Here is a 24,276-nt window from a genome sequence, read left to right as displayed (position 1 = left end):
AAAAAACACCAAGTTTATATTGAATGTTATTGATTGGGGGTTAAAGCCTATTAAAACCCCCATATGCTTGGCAAGATAAAGAACACTGCGAGTGCCATAATTACAATGGACAACAGGTTCATTAAAAATCCTGTACGGACCATATCGGGAATACGCAAGTACCCAGACCCAAAAACTACCGCATTTGGTGGCGTAGCCACAGGAAGCATGAATGCGCAAGAAGCTGCAGTGGTACAGGCCACCATCAATAAATATGGGTTTATACCCAGCGTTAAAGCTAATGGGGCCAGAACAGGGAGCATCATGGCCGTGGTGGCCAAATTGGATGTAACTTCCGTTAAAAAATTTACACAGGTAATTACCAACAACAGCAACACAAATAAGGGCAAGCCCTCAAAAAAGGTCATTTGTCCCCCAAGATAATTTGCCAAACCTGTCTCCTGAAACCCCTTGGCTATGGCCATTCCTCCACCAAACAACAATATGATGCCCCATGGTATTTGCACGGCTTCTTTCCATTTGATGATAGGGTCACCTGATCTGTTTGCAGGAATTATGAATAGAATAATGGCCGAACCTATGGCAATAATGGTGTCATCAATATTTGGAATGAACTTTTGTAGCAAAAATGACCTTGTTATCCAACAAAAAGCGGTAAGCACAAAAACAAGCAATACCAATTTTTCTTCCCTTCCCAAAGGCCCCAGTTCTGCCAATAGTCTGTTTATTTCTTTTTTTCCTCCAGGAAAACGTGCCTTTCCCAAAGGGTAAGCAATTCTTGTCAAATACAACCAGGCCAGTACAAGAAGTACGGATGATACGGGAAGTCCAAATTTCATCCATTGCCAAAAGCTAATATCCACACCATATGTTTTTTGAACAAATCCTGCAAACACCAAGTTCGGAGGTGTTCCGATCAAGGTTGCAATTCCACCTATTGATGCAGCATACGCAATGGCCAACATTAATAATTTGCTAAAAACCTTGTTTTCATCTTCCGGCGTTTCTGGATTATCCTTTAATTGTTTGACTATGGATATCGCCATTGGGAGTACCATAACTGTAGTTGCGGTATTGGAAATCCACATAGAAAGAAAAGCAGTGGCAACCATAAATCCAAGAACAATGGTGTACATGTCTGTACCAATTGTTTTAATGATCTGAAGGGCTATTCTTTTATGAAGGTTCCACTTTTCAATGGCCATGGCCAAAATAAAACCTCCTAAATAAAGAAAAACATACTTATGCCCATAACTTGCAGTAGTATCTCCCAATGCAACAGCATCCAAAAGAGGGAACAAAAGTATTGGAAGCAGTGCGGTAACCGCAATGGGAAGCACTTCAAAAACCCACCAAACCCCTATCCAGCTCGTTGCCGCCAAAATGTCCCGCCCTTCATCCGAAAGGCCTTCCCCATTAAAAAAATAATGGATCAAAATAAATAGAAGAGGTCCGAGTACAAAGCCAAATTTCTTGTACGACATAGTTGTTTAATTAGTTGGTCAGTGCAAATAAAAAAGGGATGATGGCCCTAAGGCTACACCATCCCCTTCCGAAGATTACAAGATTTAGTCGATATTTTCCTTATCCATCCAGTAGAGCAAATAAGGAATATTATAGGCGTGCGTCCATCCAAACACACGAATCCCTTGATTGGTTTGCCAATTGGTAAATCGTCCCTTGCTCATTGGTAGGTTTGAAATTTCCAAAAGATCATCGCTATAGGTCTCAGCGGATTCATATTCGTCTGGTTTTTTTGGCAATTCTCCAATTTTGAGAACTTCTGCCCTTGCCAAGGCTTCATCTAAATACATTTTTTCACCACTTATCTCGTAGCCCAACAACAATGGATAAATAGTTGCCAAATAAGATTCCATTTCATGGTTCAATGGAGGGACTTTCCTAACCCATCTGGCATGCTTCAACAGTGCTTTTCTTACTTCCTCATTACCTGTTATTTGTTGGTACTTGTAAAGTCCTTGTGCCACATAGGTTTGACTGTATCCATATCTATCCAATATTAAGTTGCCCCCTTGACGTTCTTGGAACTCCAACATCAAACCAACCCTTTCATCCAATTCGTCTTTGTACTTCTTAAGCTTGGTGGCATCGTAGAGCTCAACCAGGTTCAATACGGATAGATATAACCTTCTACCTCTTAAATCATGATCTCCCCAAATGCGTTTGATGTAAGTATCCCCGGTCATTTTGGCGACCTCCAGTGCTCTGTGGTCGGCAGACAAATAATAATCGGCTATCCAACCTTGAATCCAAACATGGGCACTTAAAAGTGCGTACCAGTGTTCATTGGCATGTCTTCTTCCAATACCAAGGTAAGGTGTTGATTCCGGTTCATCTTCGTAGTTCCAAAAATCGATAGCATCGTTGATTTCACCATAATAGGTTCGCTTTTTAGGCCAATGGATATTGTCCACATCCATGGTGTGCCTACTCATGGCTTGGGCCAACTTGAAATATTTTGGGTTTCCTGTCCGCATAAAATTGGTCCACAGCATAAAATCCACAGTGGGCTCGTTATTGGTCCATTGCACCCATTTACCATTAAAGAAATAACTTTTTCCGTCTCCGTAGTCGAAAATACCATACCACGGCTCGTTCTTTTGGTTGTAGGCCCACCACTGATATCTGTATTGCAGGGCGTTTTCAAATTCTGGGTGTTCTTGGGAGGCAGGCGCCATGTTACCATATACTTTGGAGCTCGTATACCACTCGGGGGAGGCATGTGCCACTGGGCTTTCCGTAATATACTCCATTTTTTCTCCCACTTCTTCTGTGGTATCATTGTCGTGGAAATAATAAATGAACTCCGTGGTTTTGGTGATTCCTTGGGCAAAGTTAGCGAGCATTCCACCATCCGGTTCGGTATTGTGTCTTGCAAAGCTCATTGGGCCGTTTTCTTTTGGCCAAATGCTTCCCAAGAGGGTTTTACTGGCAGGATCGACCTCTATACCTTTTGGGTATTCTTTCATAAAATTCTTGATTCCTATACCCACTCCCCTTTTTCCATCGGTTACATTAAGCCAGCCCTTTGCTCTCTGGGATTTAGCCAAATCCTCGTCACCTTTGGATACCGTGGCTTCAAAATTTAATTTTTGATCTGACTCTTTATTGTCATCATCCTTTTTGAATTTGTTCAAATACAGACTCCTAAGACTGGTACTTTTTCTATATTCAGGTCCTTTTTGCAAAAGTTTAACGGGTACATCACTATTTATGGCAACTTCTTCCATTACCGTATTTGCTTTATCATTTTTCCACGACCCATCATACATAGGCATTGAAACACTTACGTTGTCGTCCAAATGATATTTTAATTGAAGTCCAACGCCTGCAATTTGATCATTGGGCCGTGTCCAACCCATGTCGTCCTCTGTGTTCTCCGAGATGATTTTCTTGTTCTGCGTTGCGATATTGGCATGTTCCCCTTCTTGGCGCTTATGCTTGTCAGGGATACCTGTATAGGTCATGGTATGCAACACCTTAAGGTAACTTTTACCTGCATAAGCGTGCAGCCAAATAGTAAATGGTGATAGGTTATTGTCCTCCCTGCTATAAGTGTATGTTCCTTCTATCCGAAAAATAGTATGCATGGGACCTGATCCTTTTTCCCGGAACACTTCATTGATAACTGCCTTGGATGCATCTATCCCTGAATCGTCCAAAAGATCGAAAAAGGAACCTCTGTTCTTTTCTGGTGAAGTACCAATGAGTTCCTCCTCCGTAAACTCTCCATCCTTATTTGAGTCCAGGAAAACCTCATCCAAAAAGCCATTCCCTTTTTTATGGATGGAAAAAGATAGTGGTCCGGTATTAACATCGATTCCTCCTCTTGGCCTCATGTTGTTAGCGGAAACGACTTTTTCCTTTGGAAGCATTGGAACAACACCCGCACCATACTCCAATATATAGTCTTGTGTTTCTTCTGAAAAGAAGAACACCCAGACCCATTTTACACTGTCGTCTGTTGGCCCCCAATTGCTCACCTCTGTGGTTTGGCATGGTATTTCAGTACCGTCGGATGTTAGTAAACGCAAATGGTCCACGGAATTTAATTCTCCTTTTGGAAAAGGAATCCCCAGGGTAATCGGAGCTCCCTTTTTATTGTTCTCTACGGTAATGCTTACCTGTTTCCCTGTAGCAATGGGTTGAGAGCAAGATTTTAGTAGAAAACATGCTAGTAGCACTGTTATTATTATTCTCATTTGTATAGTAAGGTTATTATTTTACAGACATAGGGCAGCCGCACCCAAAATGGGTGAATCCACCAAATCTGATGTTTCTATTTTAAAATTTTCCAATTGTTTTTGATAGGCAAACGAGTCGAGAGCCTCTTGCAACGAAGCCTTAAAAAATGGATAGGCATTACGTATTGACCCTCCAAGTATGATGGCCTCAGGAGCAAATAAATAAAGAATGGCCCTAATGGCTTCTCCTAAATGCACCCCGTATTCCCTAAAAGCGGACAATGCTTCACTATCGTTATCCAAAGCTTTTTGATACAACACTTTCGCAGACTCCCCATATTCCTCTTCAAAAAAGAAGCTTCCCGTGTATTGTTCCAGAATTCCATCTTTATAGGGTAGCATCCCTATTTCCCCGGCTCCACACAGAACACCATTGTACACCTTATCATTTATTAGAATTCCCATCCCAAGTCCCGTACCCAATGACAAGGCCACACAATTAGAGAATTGCTTTGCCTTCCCAAAATGTTTTTCGCCAAGCGCAAAACAATTGGCATCGTTGTTTATATATACCGGGACACCAAATTGTTTTTGTACAAGCTCCTTTAAGGGGACTTTTTTCCATGAAGGGATGTTCTGCACATCGTACACAACACCGGAATCCGGGTCAACTACAGCAGGAACTCCTATTCCAATGGCTTCAACTGTGTCCGTCATTACCTCGTCAATGGTCTTAAATAATTTTGAAAGGGAAGTTTCCTCTGAATCATCGCGATTTACTTTGGAAAGACTGCTTTGTGCCACATTCTTTCCTAAAACTCTTCCCGCTTTGATTTTGGTACCTCCTACATCAACCCCTAAAACCGTCCTGTTTTCTTTTTCCACTAGTCCTTCTTTAAGCTTATGGTCTTATTATTGACCAATGGTTTGGCCCAAAACCCAATGGTTAGGATAAAGGCCAAAGGAATCATTAAAAAGAACATTCCTGATTTCAATGACATTAATTCTCCCAAACCTCCCACTATAAATGGAATTACAGCACCTCCTGCTATACCAGTACATAGTATACCTGATAAAGAACCATGATGTTCTTTAACAGAATTAAGTGCTAGAGAAAATATGATGGAATACATAACGGATATAAAGAAACCTACTGCAGGGAAACCTATCAAAGCCATTTGTGCAGATCCCGTCAGTGCCAGTATAAGACAGATTATGGTTATGGAAGTTGCCAAAATCAGTAATTTTCGACTGTCCATAAACTTTAATAGCAATAAGCCCAACAAACATCCCACCGTCAACATGGCCCAGAAATAAGATACCGTGTCCGCACCTACCGTTTGAGGGTCAAGACCATGATATTGGCTCAAAAACTGGGAAATCCAATTTCCCACACCTTGCTCTGTTCCTACATAACAAAAGATCCCCAAGAAATAGAGTATTGTCCATTTATTCTTTAAAAGGTCCCAATAAGAACTGGTGTCTCCCGCTTTCTCTTCCTCGGTCTTTTCAAACTTGGGGTATTTGGTTAAAAACACGTAGAAAAACAATACCAAAGAAATTACCGCGAACACAATATATAATGATGCCCAAGGTAAATCTTGTGGTACCCATCCACGCAACATCTCAGCTAAAGAATCATTGGTGTTATTCTTACTTACCAAATACTTATATAGATAAGGGCTTAAAAATGATGCTGCTCCAAAAACCAATTGAGCGAGTACTGAGTTAAAAGCGAAATGCTCTTCACCTCCCGCCACACGCAACATAGGATTTATAATTACCTGAAGTACCGCCATACAACAGCCCAATACGAACAAGGTTATGCTAAAAACACCATACTGGGGTAGCAATGCAAAACCCAGGGAAGCAAGCGCCATGACCAAAAAGGAAACTGAAAGTAATGTCCTTTCACTATATTTTTCGGACAAAAATCCTGCAGGAATGGACATTATGCCATACGCAATAAAAAAAGTAAAGGGCAATAATCCGGTCAATGTAAGGCTAAGGTCAAAGCTATCCTTAACATCTACAATGATGGAATTCAGAATGTTAGTAATGAACGAAATCACAAAAAATACGATCATTACCAACCCAATTATATGAATATACCTCTTGGTCGTGGGCCTACTATTCTCCATTTTTAAATTGATTGGTTATTTATGTTTGGATACTACCTGGGTGGTTTATTTTCTTGTTTATTTAGAGCCCAACATGGGGAACATTTCTTTTATTTCCTCATCAGTGGGTTGCTTGCCGTATTCACATATTTCAAAGAACTCCACTTGTTTTACTTTTGAAACGTCCACACCTGGGTACCATTTTTTAACAGCATCCAAAGTGCTGGCATTTGGTTTTCTGTTCATCCACTTATCTTTTAACCATGCCAATCTTTCTGTTTCACCTGTAGGGATTGTAGAAAGATCCACACCATTGGTCCAAGGCAACCACTCAAACATTTGAGAATCGTGGGCTGCCAAACCTTTAACTTTGGTATCTATTACATCATCAACTATGACCGCGATATCCTTCTGAAATGGGTAAGGCTTTTTAAAACGGTCACTCATATACAGAAACACAGGATTCTTTTTTAGTGGTGGAGTATCTGGAGCAACATTAGGAACAATGTTCATATAAGCGGCATCCTGTACTACTGAACCGGCATTTCTATGATCTGGGTGATAATCGTTAGGTCTAAGGCCCAAAACAATATCCGCATTCCAATCCCGAATCCTTCGGATTACTTCCAATCGGACATTTAAGGTTGGAAACAATTCTCCATCGTGATTATCCAAAACTTCATATTCGGCTATACCCAATGCTTTTGCAGCATCTTTGGCCTCTTGTCTACGCTTTTTGGCCAATACGCCACCACCCATTTCATGATGCCCGGCATCTCCATTGGTCAACGCAAGGAATTTTACATTGTGTCCCATTTTGGCAAACAAGGCAGCCGTTCCCCCAAACTTGGAATCACAGTCATCTGGATGTGCCCCTATGGCCAAAATATTCAAGACTTTTTTCTGTTGGGCCTGAATTGTTGTAAATGCAAAGCATAAACAAACGGCCATAATTAACTTTCTCATTCTTCTATTTGATATTTAATTCATTAAAATTTTACAATTCTATCTCTGGTCACCTCTATTGAAGCAACAGTATTATTATATTTTCATCCAATTTGCGTTAAGCAATTCATCCATAGTTATAAGTAGGTAATCCATGGTTTGGGAGCACTGCACTTATCAATCAAACTAACTTAATGGATGAAAACAAAATTTGGTTAAATCATTATTGAACCTCCTAGTTCTGAACAAAGTTCGGGTTGATGTCCATCTCCCTTTGTGGGATAAAGAAATACTCCTTGGTACCGGTTATAAAGTCTTCTGCCTCGATAACTTTACTAACCGCACCAAATCGTTTTAGGTCTGGCCATCGGTGATTTTCAAAAGCAAGTTCAACTCTTCTTTCCTGAAGTAGTTTATCTTCAAAAGTACCAAGTGTGGAAGCATCAATATCTGGTAATCCAGCCCTGTTTCTAACCTCATTGATCAAATCATAACTTTCGGGTGTTTCACCTAAAGCCTCTGCCAACATAAGTAGAACATCGGCGTATCGAAATACAACAAAGTTGATGTCGGAATCGTTCTCAATGGCTAAATCGGACTGGTATTTTCTTACATGTCTGGCTTCGACCACTTCTCCTTCAAGGTCAATGTAGGTTGCTCCCATAGATGGTTCAAATCTTAAATCCCCGTCTTCATAGGCTTCCAACATGGAAACAGTTGGCCGGTTTCTTCCGAAACCTGAACCGGTCTGCAAATCGGTACTTGGCGAAAAATCATTGGTAAAAAGACTTCCCTGACCTATACCTCCACTGATATACTGAACTTCAAAAATGGACTCAGCATTGTTCTCATTAGCAACACCCCATAAATCGGCATAACTAGGCAACAACTCATACCCGTAGTTGGCTATGATTCTCCTGAGAACAGTTTCTGCAGCAGAATTTTCACCAAGTGTCAATAATACTTTGGCCAACAAGGTTGCTGCTGCTCCTTTTGTAGCTTTTCCAACCTCACTTCCTGTATACGACACCGGAAGATTTTCCTCTGCTGTTGTTAAATCGGTAACCAATTGTTGCAATACCGTATTTTCGTCAACCTGCACAAGTTCGTCTCCCGAATTAAAGGATGTAAGTTGTAAAGGGATATTCCCAAATCCGATTGCCAAATGGTAGTACATCAAAGAACGGATAAACAAAGCTTCGCCTGATACTTGATTCTTTAGCGACGCCTCCATTTCAACATCCGGAATACGATCCAAAATCACATTGCAATTGGCAATAACCCTGTAGGACTCGCTCCAAGCAGAAGTAACCTGCTCGTTGAGAGCATCCTCGGTAAAAGCATTTATTTCGGTGTATTGTCGCGCCAATCCCGTTGCATCGGGACCTTGATCGGTATTATCGCTTCTCATCTCGAACATGGTCCAATATCCCCTTCCGTATACTCCTGTAGTTTGGAGTCCGGCATAACTGGCATTAATGGCCACTTCGAAATCTTCGGGAGTATTGTAAAAATCTGCCTCATTTCTGTTGGAAATAGGCGCGAGATCTGTAAAGTCTTCACTACACCCAGTAAATAGAGCTGTGCATAGCATTATATATAGAATTCGTTTCATTTTATTCCGTTTTTTAGGTTAGAATTTTAGGTTTATCCCCAAGGTGAAGGATTTGGTCAATGGAAATGCTCCATAATCCTCTCCCGGTGTCAAACTATTCGTGGTAATGCTACTAACCTCTGGGTTGTACCCTAGATAATCGGTAATAGTGAAGAGGTTTGTTCCCGTAACATAGAACCTAAGCTTCTGAATTTTACTTCCAAAAAAGTTATTGGTCGGCACGGTGTAACCCAGGGTCAAATTTCTTAATCTTACATAGGATCCGTCTTCCACTTGAAAAGAAGAAGGCCTGTTGTTGTTCCCATGGTTTCCTGTTTGCCTATCAGCTCTTGGAATGTATCCATTTCCTGGTTCTGAAGGAGACCTCCAACGTTCGTTGAAAATGGCATAAGAATTAAAGTTGGCCTCACCATTCTTCATGTGTCTTGAAGTTAAGTTAAGAATCTCATTTCCCTCTACTCCTTGAATCAAAAAGCTAAAATCAATATTCTTATAAGTTAACCTGTTATTGACACCCCAAGTAAAATCAGGGAAATAACTACCCGTAACTGTTCTATCGTCCGGAGTTATTTCTCCATCACCATCTACATCTTTAAACCTGATATCTCCAGGGGCTGGGTCAGGGGCCTGAGTATCAAATGGTGCGTTATCAATTTCCTCTTGGGATTGATAGATACCATCCGTTACATAACCATAGTAACTACCTATTGGGTCACCCACACGCGTTACGTGTCTTACCCCGGCACTACCAGATGAAAAAATAGGCTCATTACTTTCATTCAAAGAAAGTACTTCGTTCTTGTTGGTGGAGAAATTAATATTTGTATTCCACGTAAAGTCCTCCCCTACAAAGTTTTTGGTGCTCAAAGCAAGTTCAAAACCTCTGTTTTGCACTTCCCCAAGGTTTCTTAGCTGGGTCTCGAACCCGGAAACTGAAGAAATAGCCACGTTAAGCAATAAATCCTTTGTTTTGGTATCGTAGTAATCTGCCAAAAGGAAAACTCTATTATTGAACAGCCCTAACTCTATACCTGCATCAATCTGCTCGGATTTCTCCCAAGTAAGGTCAGGATTCGGAATTGTACTTTGTACAAGACCATTGATTTGATTTCCTCCAAGGTTATAGTTCTGTGGCGATAATAAACCTACGGCTCCATAATTTGGAATTTCGAAGTTACCGGTTTGACCCCAGCTAACACGTAATTTAAGCTCGGAGATGGTTTCTGAGTCAACCAAAAATTCTTCTTCGTTCAACCTCCATCCTAAAGAAAAGGAAGGAAAATATCCTGTTTGGTTGTTTTTTCCAAATCTTGAGGATTTATCGGTACGGAATGTTCCCGTAAATAAATATTTGTCCTTAAAACTATAATTTACTCTAAATAGAGAAGACAATAAAGACCATTGTTCTTTAACAGATGTTCCTCCAAATACTTGTCCTCCACTTACGGTCGGCACAAGATCATCAGGATAATTATTGGCCAATACTTGTTTTAGCGTTAAGTTGTCCTTTTGCGCCATGTAACCCAAGACTGCATCTATATAATGGTCACCGAACTCTTTTTTCCAATTAAGCGTGTTTTCCCAAAGCCAGTTGGTCTCTGTGGATGAAGACGCTTGCCCATAGGGATCACCATTGGCATTATTTCTATACAGTAGCGTATTTGATCTATAAAAATCTTGATTGTAAAGGTTAATATAGACACCTCCAAAAGTTTTAAAGCTCAACTCAGGTAAAATATCATACGTTAAAGCAAGGTTTCCTCTGGTTTGAAATTGGAAAATCTGGTCATCAACAGCCTCGATAATTGCCAATGGGTTACTTGCCGTAGTTGTACCCCCACCTAAATAGGATTGGTTGTTCAACTGGTTGATGGTACCATCCGCATTATAAGGACTAACTGTTGGTGAATGCACCAATCCAGAATACACAATGCCAGGAGGACGTGCAAAATATGGAGAGGATGCAGGGACTCTTTGATTTTCTGTAACGGTTGGAGCCAACCTTAAATCCAAGTTCAATTTTTCAGTTAACTGAGAATTTAAGTTCAACATTACCGAGTAACGTTCAAACTTTGCCTTGTCAATTACACCTGTTTGCGAAAAATAACCTGTGGATGCATAAAAGCTAGTTTTGTTCCTCACTGGCGAGGCATAAGAAAAGTTATAGCTCTGAACTATTCCTGTCTTAAAAATAAGATCTTGCCAATCAGTGTCCGTTCCATCCCAGTTCAGAAAAGATTCTGGAATCTCAAAATTGGTATCACCTCTATCTCCAGGGCCAATAGGATCATCTATGGATGCGCCATCTACAGATTGTAAGTAGTTATTGTTTCTGGCATCTATGGTGAAATCTATCAATTCTTGAGCATTCATTAAATCTATTTTGTTGGCAACAGATTGCATGCTCACAAAAGAATCAAAGGAAAAAACACCTTCATCACCATTTGAACCCTTTTTTGTGGTTATCAAAAGAACTCCATTACCACCTCGGGAACCATAAATGGCCGCTGCACTTGCATCCTTTAAAACCTGAATCGATTCAATATCATTTGGATTTAAGGTAGCCAGGGGGTTAATTGTTGGTGGCTGAAATGTTGCACGTCTATTTGCCACACCACCTAATTGACTTGAAGATGTCAGGTTACGGGAAATTGGAATTCCGTCCACAACAAACAATGGGTCATTTCCTGCGGAGATAGATCCCGAACCCCTTACACGAATATTTGGTGCGGCTCCCGGCTCCCCAGAAACTTCTTGTACCTGAACCCCTGTCACTTGGCCGATAAGGGCGCTTTCAGGAGTTAATGCTGGAACTTCGGTTATTGTCTCCGGTGTAATTGAAACCACAGAACCGGTTACTTTTTTCTTTGCCAAAGTACCATATCCTACAACAACTACTTCTTCCAAAGCTGCTGCATCTTGTTCCAAGGTTATGGTTACCGAGGTTTGTCCGGCCACATCAACTTCTTTGGCCTTAAAACCGATATAGGTTACTCGAATAACCGAGACCCCTGAAGGCATCGTGATTTCAAAATTTCCATCAAAATCGGTAGTAGTCCCCTCATTGGTTCCTTTGGCAATAATAGTAGCGCCGGCAAGAGGAATTCCTGCCTCATCCAGTACAACCCCGGTTAAATTAGATTGGGGATTCTCTGCATTAATCTTTTTTTGTGGAACTAAATTGGGAAGTGTTTTGTTCTTCTTTTTGATTACTATTTGTCTTTCAATAATCTCAAAGGATAGATCTGTATCTTGAAAAACCTCCTTTAAAAAATCTTGAATACAAAGGTTGTTGCCATTAACCGTTACCTTTCGGTCAATATCAACCTCCGATGCTTCATAAAAAAATTTGTAGCCCGTTGATTCGGTAATGGTTTCGAATACATCACTCAATCTGGTGTCATCAAAGCTCATTGCCACCTTATCATATTGTGCACAAGATGCAGCATTGACCTGGCCGAGCATAAAGAGCAGGAAAAATCCATACAGTAGTCTTTTCCCCAGCCTTGGTGCCGTGGCACGTATAGTTTTGGTTTTTTTCATAATTGATTTAGTCTAGTTAGTTAGTAATTGTTTTTTTGGTATTAATGGTTTTTTAAATCATAGGCACTATTCGTTATTTGGTTTTTTAATCGTTATCAAATTTTCTTTTTTGTCATAACTAAAATGGGTGTGAGCCTGAATGGTTTTAAGAACATGATCTATGGTTTCCTCATCGAACATTCCCGTAAACCTTCGCTCATCCAATTCTTCGTACTGATTAACAATCTTTATATTGTATTGACGCTGAAGTCTTTTTATAATTTGTCCCATGGATTCATTTTCGAAGGCCAAAATCCCTTTGGTCCATGATATGTATGAGGATACATCTACGTCTTCCACCACAAAATCCTTTTCGCCTCCCATAATATTGGAAGCTTTCTGTGAAGGAGCAAGCATTTGTAAGGCTTCTGGATTTACTTTATTTGATTTGCCAACCCCTACGGAACCTTCAACCAAAACCACTTCGGTAGTATCATCTTCTTCGTATGCGGAAACATTAAAAACAGTACCAAAAACTTGGGTGTACATGGTTTCTGTTCTAACTATAAAAGGTTTTTTTGGGTTTTTGGCAACTTCAAAAAACGCCTCTCCCTTTAGTTGCACCTCCCGAGTATCCATACCCGCAAAACTTGAAGGGTAAGTCATGCTAGACCCAGAGTTCAGCATTACAACAGATCCATCTTGTAAGGTAACCGATAGATTTTTGCCATAAGGCACTCTAATAGTATTGTTTTGTACTTTACCTTTTTTAATTCGTGCTTCCTTCTGGGTTAAAACACCTTTTGCCAGAGTTACTACCGTACTTCCATTTTTACTTTGGATCGTGGCATCGGATTCTGGATCAAGGGTTAAAACCTCGCCATTGTCCAATTGAAGTGTAATCTGATTTGAATCCACCTCAACTGGAACAACTATTTGAGGACTCTGATTTAGTAAAAAGAATAAAGATGAACCGACAATAATCGTAATTACGGCGGCGTATTTCCAAATTTGATTGCCTGCGTATAACAGCTTTACTTTTGAAGTTTCCCTTTGTTTGATAGTATGCAAGAAACTTTCAAAGGCTTCTTCGCTTTCCCATGATTTATCTTCATAGTTGACCAAAAAATCAGCTTGCACCAACTTTTTGAACACTTCCTTGTTGTTCTCTTTTTTAACCCATTCGTATAAAATGGCCAGTTCTTCTTGTGAAGCTTCTTGGTTGATATACCTGGTAATTATTCTTCTGATATCAATTTTGGTCATTTGAAAAATATTGTCACTTTTAAAAGAGACGTAGGATTTTCCAAAAACCCTTACATAGTTTTATTTTTTTAACATTTAAAGTGTGAAATACGCTGTTTTTACCTCAAATTATTGATATGCCCAATTTGATGATAGGGATGGAATGGCCATTAAAAGAAAATGGTCAATTGAGCTCTTAAACGCTTCATGGCCTTGGCCATGTGAACCTCTACGGTTTTTATTGAAATGTGAAGTTGTTCAGAAATTTCCCTGTATTTAAGTCCTTCTCTTTTGCTCATAATAAAGACTTTTTTACATTGCTCAGGCAGATTATCGATTTCCTTTTCTACTTTTTTGAGTCTCTCTTCAAAAAGAGAGGTATCTGCATCGGCCATATCCAAATAGGCCTGCTGTTTAAGGTTTTCCAATAGTTGAAATTCCTTTTTCTTTTTTCTCTGGGAATCAATAAATAGGTTATAGGCAACTTTGAACAGATATCTTTTTAACTTATTCTTGGATACGAAAAGTTTTTGCCTATTGTCCCATATTTTGATAAAGGTTTGTTGAGCAATATCTTCTGCAATCTTTGGGTCTCCAGAAATTGCGGTCATATAATTACAAAGCTCCCTATGGTACAGTTTAAACAAATGACCATAAGCATCTTTGCAGCCTTTTTTTAGCTGCTCAATGAGGAAGGATTCATTATTAAAGCTTTTCTGGTCCATTTTTCGCCTTTCTTTTAAGTATGTGGCAAACAACACGTTTGTTTATGTCAATTTAGCCATATAACTCTTCATTTGTAAACTTATGGCTGCGCAACATTGGAATGCGAAACCGTTTTCGTTCTAAACGAAAAAGTGCCGTATGCATGAAATAACTCCAAAAGAGATATTTCTAAAAAGGAAAGTTGTTTTTATTTCCTTGATTAAATAAAAAACCAATTGAAATAATACCAAAAAACGTTAACAAATTATAAAAAAATCTTTAAATAGAATATTTAGGGAAGATTTTTTTGAATTATTCCTAAAATGATATCGGATTTACTTCTATTAAGACATGAGCATAATAAAGAACAAAACTCTCAAAACAAACACCGACGACTTCAAGATTATTTTAAAGCATAAAAATATTGGCAAAAGTATTAAGCTTTACTCCTTCTCCTTCTTCAAAACAGATAGTGGAGAGTTTCTAACAATCCCAATACTGTTTCCAACGCCCAGTGCAAAAACCAACAACGTTATTGCCGGAAGAATAATAAAGAACGGTACCCATGAAGGAGTAAAAGTGGTTTCAAACAACATATAAGCCAATAGGGAACTTCCCAAAACAGCGAGCAACACCCCCATAAAAGCCCCTAAAAATCCAAGAATGGCGTACTCAATAGCTATCATTTTTAAAATTTGTGAGCCTTGGGCTCCCAAAGTCCTTAATAGGGCACCTTGTTTTACACGTTGGTGTTTACTGCTATAGATAGCACCCATTAGTACTGCTACTCCAACAAAAATGCTAAAGAAGGCCATAAAGTTGATGACCCATCCAATTTTTCCCAGAATATCTTCCAAAAGACTTAGGATTCTTTTTAAATCCAGAATAGAAACATTGGGAAATTGACGTACCAGTTGCTGCTGTAATTGAGCAGAACCTTGATCGTCCGCAGTTCTGGTGGTCATCACCCCAAACTGTGGCGCATTTTCAAGCACTCCAGCTGGAAAAACAATGGAGAAATTAGGCTGTAGCCTGCTCCAATCCACTTCACGTATGCTTTGCACAACGGTGTTCATTATCCTTCCTTGCACATTGAATGATACTGGGTCCCCGATGGTCACTTTGGCCATATTGGCAAAATCACTGCTCACGGAAATAGGGACATCCGAATCTGCATCGACACTGCTTATCCAATCCCCTTCTAAAATTCGTTCGGAACCAATAAGACTGTCTCTATAGGTCACCCTAAACTCATGATTCAATATCCATCTACCCACTTGCGATGTGGTATCTTTTCGAATATCCTCTACATGTCTATCTTTTAAGGTTTCCACCCGCATGGTAACAATTGGGATTTTATCGATTACAGGATAGCCCGAAGCTTTAATCGTATTGGAAACACCATCCATTTGTGGATTCTGTATATCCATTAAAATCATATTGGTGCTGTTGGCACTATCCTCAATGGCTGCCTTTTCCAAAAGCATATCCTTGGTAAAATAAAGGGTGCTTATCAAAAAAGTTCCAATTCCTATGGACAATACCAATACCAAGGTCTGATTTTGTGGTCTGAACAAATTCTTCAAACTCTGGCGAGCAATAAAACTCCATGAATACGGGAAAAATCTTTTCAACATGGCCATAAAGAATCTTGCAACTGCGGTAAGAATCAAAAAGACAACCAACAATCCTACTACAAAAAACAGAGAGCGCATAAAATCACCGAGCAACCAAAATGAAAAACTGAATACAAACAGCACTATACCCAATCCAACAGCAGTGGTTGCCCTTTTTGAGCGGGATTTAGTTTCCTGAACCACACGCAAGGCCTGCAAGGGCGATACATATAATGTTTTCATTAGTGGGTAGAGTGCAAATAAAATGGACATAGCCAATCCTAATGAAAGTCCAAGTAAGACACTTTGAAGGGATAAAGTAATATCAACATCTACGGGTAGTAAATCACCCAATAAAATGGGAAACAATTGTTGCAGTAGATAACCGATTACCGTTCCCAATAATCCACCAACAATACCCATACAAGCTATTTGAATAAAGAAAATAAGGTAGCTCTGCCTTTTTGAAGCACCCAAGCATTTGAGCACTGCAATGGATTTTAATTTCATCTGAACATAGATGCCCATGCCACTGGCAATACCTACACAGCCCAGTAGCAACGCAATAAAACCGACCAGATTGAGGAATTTTCCAAAATTCTCGTACCGTCGCCCCAAACGTCTTGCTTCGGAGAGATGGGTATCCAAATCTGCCTCTTCAGCATCCAATACAGAGGCGACCTTCTTGTCCAAAAGAACCATATCCTCATTTTCATCCGCTTTGAAGTAATATTTGTACTCAATGCGACTTCCCGTTTGGACCAGACCTGTTGCTTCAATATATGTAAATGGAATAAGCACCGGTGGTGCAATGGCCCCAAAAACCGATGTGCTACCGGGAACCGTTTCTAACTCCCCTGCAATGGGAAGGGTAACTGCTCCCAATTTTATACTATCTCCAATCTTTAGGTTGAGCTGAAGCATAGTAGTAACATCCACTAAGGCACCACCATTTCTATAGTCGTTTGCCGCTGAAACGGGTGTGGTCTCCAAATCCCCGTAAAACGGAAAACCGCCTTCCACTCCCCTAACTTCCATTAACTTGGTCCCATTATTCCCAGGAAAAGCTGCCATGGACAGAAAGTTAATCTCTTGGGCATCTGCCCCTCCCAACGAATCCATAATACCAATTACCACATCGTTGACCGGTTTGTCGCTTTCAATAAGATAATCAGCTCCTAAAAGTGCTTTAGACTGTGAAGCAATATTTTCTTTCAATAAATTACTAAAGGAATGAACGCTGACCACAGCGGCCACGCCCAAGGTTATAGAGAAAACAAATAATAAAAGTTTGCCGTAGCTTGCCTTTCCATCTCGCCAAGCCATTTTCAGCAGCCAAGAAAATCCAGTGTTGTTCTTTCCCATAATTACCCTACAGTTTCCTCGATTTTGCCAGACCTTAAGCGAATACTCTTATCTGTTTTTTGGGCCAGCTCCAAATCATGGGTCACAATAACAAGTGCCGTACCTTGCTCTTTGTTGAGTTCAAAAAGTAAATCTTCTATTTTGGTACCCGTATCATCATCAAGATTTCCCGTAGGCTCATCGGCAAAAAGTATAGCAGGTTGGTTGGCAAAAGCACGTGCCAAGGCAACACGCTGCTGCTCGCCTCCCGATAATTGAGAAGGGTAATGTCCTGCTCTATCTTGCAGTCCAACCTTGGCCAAAAGCTCTTTTCCATGGTCGGTCGCTTTTTTAACCCCACGAAGTTCCAAAGGAACAATCACGTTCTCCAGCGCGGTCAACGTTGGCAATAGTTGAAAATCCTGAAAAACAAAACCAACATTCTGGTTTCTTAAGCGTGCTCTTCCATCTTCATCCAAGTCGAATAAATTCTGCCCACAGAGCCAAATTTCGCCTTCATCTGTAGTGTCCAATCCGGCGCAAAGTCCCAACAAAGTGGTTTTTCCACTACCTGAGGGGCCAACAATCGCAAAACTTTCACCACTTCCTACTTCAAACGAAACATTGTTGAGTACATTTAGATTATGTTCACCACTTCGATAGGTTTTAGAGAGGTGTTGAACTTTTAATATCTTTGACATAACACGCTTTTGGTTAAAACTCTCAAAATACTAAAATTGATCATGACCAAGAAAATCCCAAGCTTCTCTTTGCCGTTAATGTTTTGTTATTTTTTGACTTTGCCGCTACTTGGTTGTGGTGAGAAGAACTCTAAAAAAGATGTTGAGGAAACATCGGTTACCGAAGAAACAGCAGTACCTGAGACCACCGACTCCAATAAAAAAATCCTGTTTTTTGGTGATAGCCTAACTGCTGGGTATGGATTGGAAGTCAGTCAAGCTTTCCCAGCTGTTATCCAAGGAAAAATAGACTCTCTAGGCTTGGACTATACTGTTATCAATGCAGGGCTGAGTGGGGAAACTACGGCTAGTGGCAAGAATAGGTTAGAATGGGTTTTGGAAGATGGTATCGACATCATCATCATAGAGTTGGGTGCCAATGATGGACTTCGAGGCGTTCCGCTAACGGAAACCGAATCCAACCTTCAAAGCATGGTAGATACTGTTCAAAGTAAATTGCCCGATGCAAAAATTATTCTTGCCGGCATGAGGATTCCCCCAAACATGGGACCTGAATACACTTCAAAATTTGAAAGCATATTTCCTGAACTGGCTGCGTCAGAAAACATCAAATTGATTCCCTTTTTATTGAACAATGTAGCCGGAATCCCAGAACTCAACCAAGGAGATGGGATACACCCTACCGTAAAAGGGCAAAAACTGGTAGCTGAAAATGTATGGGATATTTTAAAGCCGATGCTGTAAACCAACAAAAAAGCACAGCTAAAAAATAGAACTGTGCTTACTCGATTTGAATTGGTAGTTGATGTATGTACTGTCTATTTTATAAAATCAATATTCCCCCTTATGCTTATAATCTCCAAACCTCGGTCTATTGGTGGATTTTAATGGAATCTGCATACCTCCTGTATTCTCTAACCACGAATAGAGTGATTCGAGCATATTTTTGATGGTATCTTGTTTTGAGGGATCACCGATAAGATTATACATTTCGTTTGGATCATTTTCTAAGTCATAAAGTTCATTTCTGTCCCAGATACCTTGATAACGGATGTATTTATATTTATCCGTACGCATGCCAAACATGGTGGGGGTCATGGGGAAATCATTTTCCCAATAGTATTCATAAAATACTTCATTTCTGTCACCATCAGGTTTTTTCCCTGTTAGAATAGGAACAAAGGAAACTCCGGGCATGTCTTTGGGCTGTTTTACTCCTGCTTCAGCCAAAATGGTAGGGGCTACATCTATATTCTGAACCATTGCTTGTGGCATAATCCCTCCCGCAAATAAATCCGGACATCTTACCAACAATGGTACTTTCACAGATTCTTCGTAGAAGTGTCGCTTATCTATCAATCCATGTTCACCCCAACTGAAACCATTATCACCCATATAGATGATCATGGTGGAATCATCCAATCCTTCGGATTCCAAATATTCCAAAACGGCACCAACACTTTCGTCTACACCCAAAAGTGTCTCACAATAAGCTTGCACTAATTCTTGCATGTCTATATTGTTATGATACATATAATCCACTCCATGCCAGCTTACTCGTTGATCAGCAACCCATTCGGGCCATTTTAGGTCTCTCCAAGCACCGGTCTTGGTCTGATCGTAGGTTGGTGGGAGTTCAATTTTTTTTCCTTCATATTTTCCTTTATGTCGTCTTGCTGGTTGGAATTCAGCATGTACGGCCTTATGTGAGAGATACATAAAGAAGGGTTTGTCGTCATCTCTATTTTTGAGCCAATCCAAAGCGTGCTCCGTCAACAAATCGGTGATATAGGTAGAATCCTTATACTGGATACGTTCCCCATTGATATTCAACTGTGGATTGTAGTAAACGCCTTGTCCAAAAAAGCTTTCCCAGTGGTCAAAACCAGGTCTGGGCTCATCAGTATGGCTTCCCATGTGCCACTTTCCAAAAAAACTGGTTTGATAGCCAGCTTTTTGCAAGTATTGTGGGAAATAGGTTAGGTTCCCTGGATTGGGTGCCTGATTATCCACAATGGTATGGGAGTGGGAGAACTGTCCCGTCAATATGGAGGCCCTACTTGGCGAACATAAAGAAGTAGTTACAAATGCATTGGGAAGGTAAGCACCTTCCGAGGCCAAACGGTCCATATTAGGGGTCTCCAACCACGGTACCTTTCCTGTAAAGCCCATATAATCGTACCTATGGTCATCTGTTAAGATGAATATTACGTTTCTTGGCTTCTCTTTTTTGGATTGTGCATTGGTCTTACTGGCAAACAACATGAGTGTTAATAAAAACACCAAGATCTGTGAAAAATGTTTAGTTTTCATTTAAGGTTTTTTTGGCTATGGCTATTGCTTTCTTGGTTATGGTGTACTCACGGTCAAAATTCCGTTGTACGATTTAAACTCAAATGTACCTGAATTACGTTCATATCTCCCTACCATGACACCGTTTTTCTGCTCATTCCCTTTATATTCAACTCCTTTTATGACTTTAAAGGAATCCTCTCGATCTACCTCCATAGGTAGATATAGGGTGGCATTGGTATTTGCGGGTATAGTACATTGTTAAGTTAACATATTTCCCTTACCATTAGAGGGCCAACTGCTAAATATCTTTGCATAGTTGGATTCGTAACTACCAGATAAGGATTAAAAATTGCCTGTTTCAAAACTTGATTTTTGAGTATCGGTTGCCCTTCTGTGTTTTCTTCACTGCAGGAACCGACCAAAAGAAGACTTGCCCTAAACAGAGGTAAAGCTATTTTCGGGAATAATTTCATTGTATAATTTTTATGCAATATCCTTAGCTTTTACATGTCGGCCATCAGAGCCAAGAATTCTTTGTCGTGCTGCGGTTTTACTTCACAGGAGTTGTCAAAAAACATGGTTGATGTATACTCTGGATTATATTGTGGCCATTGTGGTAAACCATCGTGATTTGGATTACCAGTCTTGGCAAAATTGATCCACGCACCGCTCATCTTGTCTGCTAGCAAATGGGCTTCTTGACCTCCACCTGTCATCTGTCTGGCACGCTCTATATTATCGAAAACAAAAGGAAGTTCCATACAATGTAATGCTTTGTATTTTCCATCAAAAACAGGGGATTGCCATGTAAACATATACATGTATACAGGTGCACCGCTCTCCAATTGCGATTTTTGGTTTGCCTGGAAAACCGCTCCTGGCCTAAACATGGCATCTATATCCAGTAAATCGGAAGGTCTGGTATCGTTTGGATAAGCTTTTTTAACGGCAGCTACATAATCATTAGCCTTGTCTTTGTAAGTTTCTTCAATATGAGTCATCACTTCTTCTTCCGATGCTTTGAAGAAGCGTCCGTTCATAAATGGTGTAAATTCATTTTTCGTGCTCCCCAACATTAAGGGTATATTCTTTGAGAGTTCGAATGCTTCATCGGACATTAAATCGTGCGGAAGTACAATACCGTCCAAACTCGGTCCCCAATTTAGACCAAAGCCAACAGGTGCATTACCGTCTTCTCTCATTTTCTTTTCCACTATACCTAGAGCTGCTGTACCTGCTGCGCTTAGTTTATCAAATGGAATGGTTTGAAGACTATCTACCTGATTTGGAGATAGAGAAAGTTGATTTAACACCTCAGCGGTTATCTGCTGAGAAATCTCTTTTCTGGTCAATCTACCTCTAAATGAACCACTTTGATTGATGGCTTTATGAAACAATCCTTCCGCCCTTGGCATGGCCATTAGCGTATTGACCTTAGCGCCTCCACCGGACTGACCGAAAATGGTAACGTTGTTGGGGTCACCTCCAAAATTGGAAATATTGGTTTTTACCCAATCCAATGCAGCAACAATATCCAACATACTATTATTGGCCGATTCTTTGTATTTGTCACCATAAGCGGATAAATCCAAAAAGCCCAAAATATTCAATCTATGGTTGATGGAAACCACAACAACATCACCCTTAATACTTAAATTTTCTCCGTGGTAGGATGGCAGTTCCTGGCTGGAACCAGCCGTATAACCACCACCATGAATCCAAAAAAGTACGGGTCTTTTTTTATTGTCATTAATACTTGGGGTCCAAATATTTAGTCGAAGACAGTCTTCGCTTGTATAGCCCCAATCATGGTCAAAAACAAATTCAGCTTCGTCTTGAACCTGTGTAGTGGGTGTCATCAAAGGAGCTACGGGGCCATACATAGTCGAGCTTCTCACACCATCCCATGGTTCTACTTTTTTCGCAGGCATAAAGCGTTCCGCTGTAGCGTAAGGTATCCCTTTGTAAGTGTATATTCCGTTTTGAATAAATCCTCGGACTTTTCCTGATTCAGTATCGGCAATAGCGACATCTTCTCCGGTAATGACTTCTGTTTGAGCGTGTAAAGTACTTGTCCCTATTACAATTAGGAATAAATAGCGTATGGTTTTTAATTTCATGTTAGTTTGTTTAGTTAATCTTATTGTGTTAAATCGCTTTAATTTTTAATGCGAGAGAAAGTACCTAGAGGTCCTTCAAAATCCAAAAAATTGATTGCTAATTGGCAACTGGTCGGGACAATCCTTTTGCAAAAATGCAGTGTCAATCAAACGTTTTTAAAGTTAAGATAAGCCCTTTAAAACCCAAAGTAATCTGGTAAGATTCTATAACAATTATTCAATTTGTTAGAATACTGTGAAATTGCAATTAATCCGTTCTACACTGTTCTGCTCGTAGTACTAAAATCACCAGAAGCAAAAGCAGCTTTGACCGACGGAACTGTACCTACCGTAGGCCCTGCCCTTTGGCCTACAATATTTTGGACATTTTATTTGGTGTAAAAAAACAAAGTGAAGTAAAAGCTTAATTTTGTATGAATCAAAGACTCTAAATTGAAAAGTGAAATTGTACAACTTCTGGAAGGAGCTTTGGAGCTTAATGAAGAAGAGGCCAAAGCTGTTACGGAATGTATTCCCATCAAAACCTTTGAAAAAGGTCATATTTTGTTGCGTGAAGGTCAGGTCTCCAACGAGTCCTACTTTAATATACAAGGGCTGGTGAGGAAGTATTATTTGGTCGATGGGGAAGAAAAGACTACCGAGTTTTATATAGAAAAAGATGCCATTTCCTCCTTACAAAGCTACAATCTCAAAATACCTTCAAATCATTATTTGGAATGCATAGAAGATTGCAGACTAGCCATTCTATCCCGAGACAAAGAACAAGAGCTTTTTGAACGAGTACCGGCATTTGAGTCCATTTGCAGAGTTTCTGTTGAGGAAGAGCTTGGAGCTTATCAAGATAAATTGGCCCAGTTCATGATTTCCAGTCCGGAAAAAAGATACCTAGACCTTATGGAGAATCGACCAGATTTGCTACAACGTGTACCTCAATACCATTTGGCAAGTTATTTAGGTGTCAAACCAGAGTCATTAAGTCGTATTCGGAAGCGAATAGCACAACGGTAACATATTAATCGGTACTTTATTGCGCTTTTTTTAACCCTTTTATCAGTAACCAAACAGTAAACGACAACTCTCCTACAACTCCGAACAGTACAACCAGCAATTCCAGGCCTTGTTCATAATCAGTATGGTTAGGCATAACCAGCTTTGCTGAGCAACTCACCACATACCCAATAGCGGCCAATAGCACCAAATAGCCTATACTTTTTGGAATGATATCCGATTTAATGGACAGATAGCCCAAAAGCGTCAAATGAACCCCAAAAAGTAAAAGTCCCATTGTCCATATCTCATCAAACCTTTGTAATAAAGACATAACCAAATTTTGCAAGCTTTGCATATTTAATCCTACTGAGTCATCGGTTATTCGATAAACCTCAACCAAACACATCAATGCAATTCCGAAGCAAATGGCATGGAGCAATCGAAAACCAGAGGCTACGAAAGATAATTTTCGGCTAACTTTTTTAGTCACAAAAAAGAGGGAGAATACCAGAACTATATCAAAAAAAAGCATGGCCAAAAACCCTACAATACCACACCCCAAGGTCGAATGGTCTTTCAAAAAATTAGAAACGGTTACCTCGGCATTTGAGGGAACCACCATGGTTTCCAATATGGCAAAATTTGCATAGAACCCTGAAATAAATATCAAAAGGTAACCAATACCCGATACCAAAAATGCTTGCCTAAGATTCATAATCCTTTCTCGTATTTCAAAATTTAGGTAAAATTAGGTTTAAACATATCCCCTTTCATTGACTTTGGTTAATAACCGCCTCAAAACCAAAAACAAACCTGAATGAAATTAAGATTCCTATGTTCCAAATAGCTTTCA

The 24,276-nt window shown here is 40.0% G+C and carries 17 protein-coding genes; 2 read left to right on the top strand and 15 right to left on the bottom strand.

What is annotated here, in order from left to right:
- Positions 1 to 50 precede the first annotated feature (50 nt).
- The 11 genes from D2V08_RS15185 to D2V08_RS15135 form a co-directional block, all read right to left on the bottom strand.
- A complete protein-coding gene (locus D2V08_RS15185; RefSeq protein WP_119609084.1) occupies positions 51 to 1,484 on the bottom strand; it encodes an SLC13 family permease in 1,434 nt (477 codons plus the stop codon).
- 84 nt (positions 1,485 to 1,568) lie between these two features.
- Entirely contained in the window at positions 1,569 to 4,223 is a 2,655-nt protein-coding gene (locus tag D2V08_RS15180) for an exo-rhamnogalacturonan lyase family protein (protein WP_119609082.1), read from the bottom strand.
- A gap of 21 nt (positions 4,224 to 4,244) precedes the next feature.
- Complete coding sequence (locus D2V08_RS15175; protein ID WP_119609080.1) at positions 4,245 to 5,090, bottom strand: ROK family protein; 846 nt, start codon at positions 5,088 to 5,090, stop codon at positions 4,245 to 4,247.
- The gene (locus D2V08_RS15170) at positions 5,090 to 6,346 is read right to left on the bottom strand and encodes an MFS transporter (protein WP_119609078.1); all 1,257 of its coding nucleotides are present in this window, start codon (positions 6,344 to 6,346) and stop codon (positions 5,090 to 5,092) included. The genes D2V08_RS15175 and D2V08_RS15170 overlap by 1 nt, the downstream gene beginning before the upstream one ends.
- A gap of 57 nt (positions 6,347 to 6,403) precedes the next feature.
- Positions 6,404 to 7,291 carry a PIG-L deacetylase family protein gene (locus tag D2V08_RS15165; protein ID WP_119609076.1) on the bottom strand — a complete coding sequence of 296 codons (888 nt, stop codon included), beginning with the start codon at positions 7,289 to 7,291 and terminating at the stop codon, positions 6,404 to 6,406.
- 214 nt (positions 7,292 to 7,505) lie between these two features.
- Entirely contained in the window at positions 7,506 to 8,885 is a 1,380-nt protein-coding gene (locus D2V08_RS15160) for a RagB/SusD family nutrient uptake outer membrane protein (protein WP_119609074.1), read from the bottom strand.
- Between the two features lie 18 nt (positions 8,886 to 8,903).
- Positions 8,904 to 12,428 carry a TonB-dependent receptor gene (locus D2V08_RS15155; RefSeq protein WP_119609072.1) on the bottom strand — a complete coding sequence of 1,175 codons (3,525 nt, stop codon included), beginning with the start codon at positions 12,426 to 12,428 and terminating at the stop codon, positions 8,904 to 8,906.
- A gap of 66 nt (positions 12,429 to 12,494) precedes the next feature.
- A complete protein-coding gene (locus D2V08_RS15150) occupies positions 12,495 to 13,673 on the bottom strand; it encodes a FecR family protein (RefSeq protein ID WP_119609070.1) in 1,179 nt (392 codons plus the stop codon).
- Between the two features lie 149 nt (positions 13,674 to 13,822).
- A complete protein-coding gene (locus tag D2V08_RS15145) occupies positions 13,823 to 14,377 on the bottom strand; it encodes an RNA polymerase sigma factor (protein WP_147374165.1) in 555 nt (184 codons plus the stop codon).
- A 423-nt stretch (positions 14,378 to 14,800) separates the two neighbouring features.
- Positions 14,801 to 17,338: an ABC transporter permease gene (locus D2V08_RS15140; RefSeq protein WP_182835575.1), complete on the bottom strand. Its 2,538-nt coding sequence runs from the start codon at positions 17,336 to 17,338 to the stop codon at positions 14,801 to 14,803.
- Positions 17,339 to 17,340: 2 nt separating this feature from the next.
- Positions 17,341 to 18,018, bottom strand: a complete 678-nt coding sequence (locus D2V08_RS15135) for an ABC transporter ATP-binding protein (protein WP_119609066.1) — start codon at positions 18,016 to 18,018, stop codon at positions 17,341 to 17,343.
- Positions 18,019 to 18,060: 42 nt separating this feature from the next.
- Between D2V08_RS15135 and D2V08_RS15130 the strand changes: the two genes are divergently transcribed.
- Complete coding sequence (locus tag D2V08_RS15130) at positions 18,061 to 18,762, top strand: arylesterase (RefSeq protein ID WP_119609064.1); 702 nt, start codon at positions 18,061 to 18,063, stop codon at positions 18,760 to 18,762.
- A gap of 87 nt (positions 18,763 to 18,849) precedes the next feature.
- Here D2V08_RS15130 and D2V08_RS15125 read toward each other — a convergent pair whose 3' ends face one another.
- The 3 genes from D2V08_RS15125 to D2V08_RS15115 all read right to left on the bottom strand — a co-directional run bounded on the left by D2V08_RS15125 (position 18,850) and on the right by D2V08_RS15115 (position 22,433).
- A complete protein-coding gene (locus D2V08_RS15125) occupies positions 18,850 to 20,331 on the bottom strand; it encodes a sulfatase family protein (RefSeq protein ID WP_119609062.1) in 1,482 nt (493 codons plus the stop codon).
- A 36-nt stretch (positions 20,332 to 20,367) separates the two neighbouring features.
- Complete coding sequence (locus D2V08_RS17410; protein ID WP_182835574.1) at positions 20,368 to 20,526, bottom strand: hypothetical protein; 159 nt, start codon at positions 20,524 to 20,526, stop codon at positions 20,368 to 20,370.
- 290 nt (positions 20,527 to 20,816) lie between these two features.
- Positions 20,817 to 22,433: a carboxylesterase/lipase family protein gene (locus tag D2V08_RS15115; protein ID WP_119609058.1), complete on the bottom strand. Its 1,617-nt coding sequence runs from the start codon at positions 22,431 to 22,433 to the stop codon at positions 20,817 to 20,819.
- 432 nt (positions 22,434 to 22,865) lie between these two features.
- Between D2V08_RS15115 and D2V08_RS15110 the strand changes: the two genes are divergently transcribed.
- Entirely contained in the window at positions 22,866 to 23,441 is a 576-nt protein-coding gene (locus tag D2V08_RS15110; protein ID WP_119609056.1) for a Crp/Fnr family transcriptional regulator, read from the top strand.
- A 16-nt stretch (positions 23,442 to 23,457) separates the two neighbouring features.
- Here D2V08_RS15110 and D2V08_RS15105 read toward each other — a convergent pair whose 3' ends face one another.
- On the bottom strand, positions 23,458 to 24,138 hold the full coding sequence (locus tag D2V08_RS15105) for a DUF4386 domain-containing protein (RefSeq protein WP_119609054.1): 681 nt from the start codon (positions 24,136 to 24,138) through the stop codon (positions 23,458 to 23,460).
- Between the last annotated feature and the right edge of the window lie 138 nt (positions 24,139 to 24,276).

It is taken from the genome of Flagellimonas lutimaris, from assembly GCF_003581615.1.
GTDB classification, from domain to species: Bacteria; Bacteroidota; Bacteroidia; order Flavobacteriales; family Flavobacteriaceae; genus Flagellimonas; species Flagellimonas lutimaris.
Note: the sequence above shows the minus strand (reverse complement) of the source record. Positions and strands in the feature narration are given on the sequence as shown.

What these genes read in the sequence shown, in the direction of transcription:
- D2V08_RS15155 (WP_119609072.1), bottom strand. Translation starts at nt 12,428, where the DNA reads ATGAAAAAAACCAAAACTATACGTGCCACGGCACCAAGGCTGGGGAAA.
- D2V08_RS15130 (WP_119609064.1), top strand. Translation starts at nt 18,061, where the DNA reads ATGACCAAGAAAATCCCAAGCTTCTCTTTGCCGTTAATGTTTTGTTAT.
- D2V08_RS15165 (WP_119609076.1), bottom strand. Translation starts at nt 7,291, where the DNA reads ATGAGAAAGTTAATTATGGCCGTTTGTTTATGCTTTGCATTTACAACA.
- D2V08_RS15145 (WP_147374165.1), bottom strand. Translation starts at nt 14,377, where the DNA reads ATGGACCAGAAAAGCTTTAATAATGAATCCTTCCTCATTGAGCAGCTA.
- D2V08_RS15160 (WP_119609074.1), bottom strand. Translation starts at nt 8,885, where the DNA reads ATGAAACGAATTCTATATATAATGCTATGCACAGCTCTATTTACTGGG.
- D2V08_RS15140 (WP_182835575.1), bottom strand. Translation starts at nt 17,338, where the DNA reads ATGGGAAAGAACAACACTGGATTTTCTTGGCTGCTGAAAATGGCTTGG.
- D2V08_RS15105 (WP_119609054.1), bottom strand. Translation starts at nt 24,138, where the DNA reads ATGAATCTTAGGCAAGCATTTTTGGTATCGGGTATTGGTTACCTTTTG.
- D2V08_RS15170 (WP_119609078.1), bottom strand. Translation starts at nt 6,346, where the DNA reads ATGGAGAATAGTAGGCCCACGACCAAGAGGTATATTCATATAATTGGG.
- D2V08_RS15115 (WP_119609058.1), bottom strand. Translation starts at nt 22,433, where the DNA reads ATGAAATTAAAAACCATACGCTATTTATTCCTAATTGTAATAGGGACA.
- D2V08_RS15185 (WP_119609084.1), bottom strand. Translation starts at nt 1,484, where the DNA reads ATGTCGTACAAGAAATTTGGCTTTGTACTCGGACCTCTTCTATTTATT.
- D2V08_RS15125 (WP_119609062.1), bottom strand. Translation starts at nt 20,331, where the DNA reads ATGAAAACTAAACATTTTTCACAGATCTTGGTGTTTTTATTAACACTC.
- D2V08_RS15180 (WP_119609082.1), bottom strand. Translation starts at nt 4,223, where the DNA reads ATGAGAATAATAATAACAGTGCTACTAGCATGTTTTCTACTAAAATCT.
- D2V08_RS17410 (WP_182835574.1), bottom strand. Translation starts at nt 20,526, where the DNA reads ATGGAGGTAGATCGAGAGGATTCCTTTAAAGTCATAAAAGGAGTTGAA.
- D2V08_RS15150 (WP_119609070.1), bottom strand. Translation starts at nt 13,673, where the DNA reads ATGACCAAAATTGATATCAGAAGAATAATTACCAGGTATATCAACCAA.
- D2V08_RS15135 (WP_119609066.1), bottom strand. Translation starts at nt 18,018, where the DNA reads ATGTCAAAGATATTAAAAGTTCAACACCTCTCTAAAACCTATCGAAGT.